Source organism: Micromonospora sp. MH99 (assembly GCF_021442385.1).
Taxonomy (GTDB): Bacteria; Actinomycetota; Actinomycetes; order Mycobacteriales; family Micromonosporaceae; genus Micromonospora.
The window spans coordinates 1-2,858 of sequence record NZ_MUZA01000144.1 but is presented as its reverse complement, the minus strand read 5'-3'; the positions used below and the strand labels follow the sequence as shown (position 1 = coordinate 2,858).

Genomic DNA, 2,858 nt, shown 5'->3' with positions numbered 1-2,858 from the left:
CTCGTGTCGGTGAAGAACCCCATCCGCGGCGGCGCGTCCACATAACCGGCGTCCGGCGCCGGATCCAGCGGCCCGTACAGGGCATTGGCGTGCGGCATCGGTCAGTCCTCCCGGTCACTGCTGCTGTCGGCGACGTCGGTCGTGATCAGCGGCGGGTAGCGGTGGCTCAGGTCTCCCGACCGTCGCCGGTAGTCGACGACGAGTTCCAGCAGCCGCTGGCCCCTCGGACGCCGACCGGGCCGCACGTCGCAGGTGCCGACCTTGCTCTCCTGGATGAGGACGTTGGGGTCGAGGGTGATGCCGAACAGGTCGTTGGCCGAGTCGCCGGTGACCAGGCCCTCGTAACCGAAGTGGTACGGCAGCCACACCTGGTGGATGATCCGGCCATCCACCCGCAGCGGCGTGACCCGGTCGGTGACCAGGACCTTCGCCTCGATGGCGGCGCGGGTGCTGATCAGGTGCGCCCAGCCCAGGTGCGTCAGGCCGCGGTGGGCGGCCAGTTCCGGTGACACCTCGACGAACATCTCCGGTTGCAGCTCGGCGAGGTGCGCGACGGTCCGGCTCATGCCGCCGGCCGTGTGGTGCTCGGTGAGCCGGCTGACCGTGAAGACGTACGGGAAGACGTCGCTGTGCTGCTCGGGCGGGCTCGGGTTGAGGTAGTTGATCGGATGGGTGTAGACCTTGCGGGCCGGGTTGGCCTGCTGGCGGTAGAGGGGGTTGCGCACCGGCGACTCGACCGGCTCGTAGTGCGTCGGCAGCGGCCCGTCCAGCACGCCGCTGGGCGCGTAGAGCCAGCCCTTGCCGTCGCCCTGAAGGATGAACGGGTCGTCCCCCGCGATGCCCGCCACGCCTGACGAGTTCGGCTCGGGCCGGTACGAGGGCGCCTTGGTCTTCTCGAAGTCCGGCACGTCGTAGCCGGTCCACTCGGCCTTCTCCGCGTCCCACCACACGTACTTCTTGCGCTCGCTCCACGGCCTACCGTCCGGGTCGGCCGAGGCACGGTTGTAGAGGATCCGCCGGTTAGACGGCCACGCCCAGCCCCACTCGAGCGCCACCAGGGACTGCTCCGAGCCGGGCTTGCGGCGCGCGGCCTGGTTGACGCCGTCGGCGTACACGCCGGTGTAGATCCAGCAGCCGCCGGCGGTGGAACCGTCGTCCTTCATCTCCGTGTAGCTCGACAGCGGTCGACCGCTGGCCACCTCGTACCCGTTGATCTCGCGCAGCACCGACTCGGCGCTCGGCTCTGCGTGCGGACCGTGCGTGGGGTAGTCCCAGGTGAGGTGGAGCAGCGCGCGGTCGCGGGCCCGGGTCGAGCCGGCCAGCCGTTCCCTGATGATGCGGCCGAGGTGGTAGAAGAACCACAGCTCGGAGCGGGCGTCGCCTGGCGGCTCGACCGCCTTCTGGCGCCACTGCAACAGCCGCTGCGTCTGGGTGAACGAGCCCTCCTTCTCCACGTGCGAGGCGGCGGGCAGGAAGAACACCTCGGTACGACACTGCTCCGGAACGATCTCACCCGTCTCGATCTCCGGGGCACGTTTGCCAGAACGTGGCGCTCTCGATCATGAACAGGTCGCGGACGACCAGCCAGTCCAGGTTGGCCATGCCCAGGCGCTGCGCCCGGCCGTGCGCCGAGCCGACCGCCGGGTTCTGCCCGAGCAGGAAGTACCCCTTGATCTTCCCGTCGATCATGTTCAACACCTGCTGGTAGGTGCCGTGATCGCCGGTCATCCGGGGCATGTGGTCGTAGCAGTAGTCGTTGTCCGCGGTCGCGGCGTCCCCCCAGTACGCCTTGAGCAGGTTCACGGCGTAGGCGCGCGCGTTGCCCCAGAAGCCCTTCTGGCCGGGGTGCCGGATGCTGTCCACCCACTCGTCGAAGGTCGGGTGGTCGGCGTGGTGCGGCATCGGCAGGTAGCCGGGCAGCAGGTTGAACAGCGTCGGAACGTCGGTGGAGCCCTGGATGCTGGCGTGGCCCCGCAGGGCCATGACGCCGCCACCGGGCCGGCCCATGTTGCCCAGCAGCAGCTGGATGATCGCGCCGGCGCGGATGTACTGCACGCCCACGCTGTGCTGCGTCCACCCCACCGAGTAGACGAGCATGCTGGTCCGGTCCCGGCCGGAGTTGGCCGTCCATGCCTGGGCCAGTTCGAGGAACTTCTCCTGCGGAATACCGCAGACCCGCTCCACCATCTCCGGCGTGTAGCGGGAAAAGTGTCGCTTGAGGATCTGGTAGACGCAGCGCGGATGCTGCAACGTCTCGTCCCGCTGGGTGTCGCCGCTCACCGGGGCGCCGTGCGACTCGTGCTCCAGCCCGGCCGCCGTCTCCCGCTGCGTCTCGGTGTCCTGGGGGGAGATGTTCTCCTCGGCGCCCTCGTACTGCCAGCTGCTCTGGTCGTAGCTGGCGTTCTCCTCGGCGAAGCCCGAGAAGAGCCCGTGCATGTCCTCGGTGTCCCGGAACTCCTCGGTCACGATGGTGGCGGCGTTGGTGTACGCCACGACGTACTCGCGGAAGTCCAGCTCGTTGTCGAGGATGTAGTGGATCACGCCGCCGAGCAGTGCGATGTCCGTGCCGGCCCGGATCGGCAGGTACGCGTCCGCCACAGCGCTCGTCCGCGTGAACCGCGGGTCGACGTGGAACACCTTCGCCCCGCGACGCTTGGCCTCCATCACCCACTGGAAACCCACCGGATGCGCCTCGGCCATGTTCGAACCCTGAATGACGATCATGTCGGAGTTCGACAGGTCCTGCTGGAACTGGGTGGCGCCGCCGCGACCGAAGCTGGTCCCCAGACCGGGGACGGTGGCGGAGTGTCAAATACGGGCCTGGTTCTCGATCTGCAAGGCCCCCATCGCGGTGAACA

The 2,858-nt window shown here is 68.8% G+C and carries 1 pseudogene; it reads right to left on the bottom strand.

Going from position 1 to position 2,858, the window contains the following annotated elements:
- Positions 1-101: 101 nt before the first annotated feature.
- A pseudogene (gene fdh, locus B0E54_RS32165) lies at positions 102-2,858 on the bottom strand (formate dehydrogenase); the annotation flags it as partial.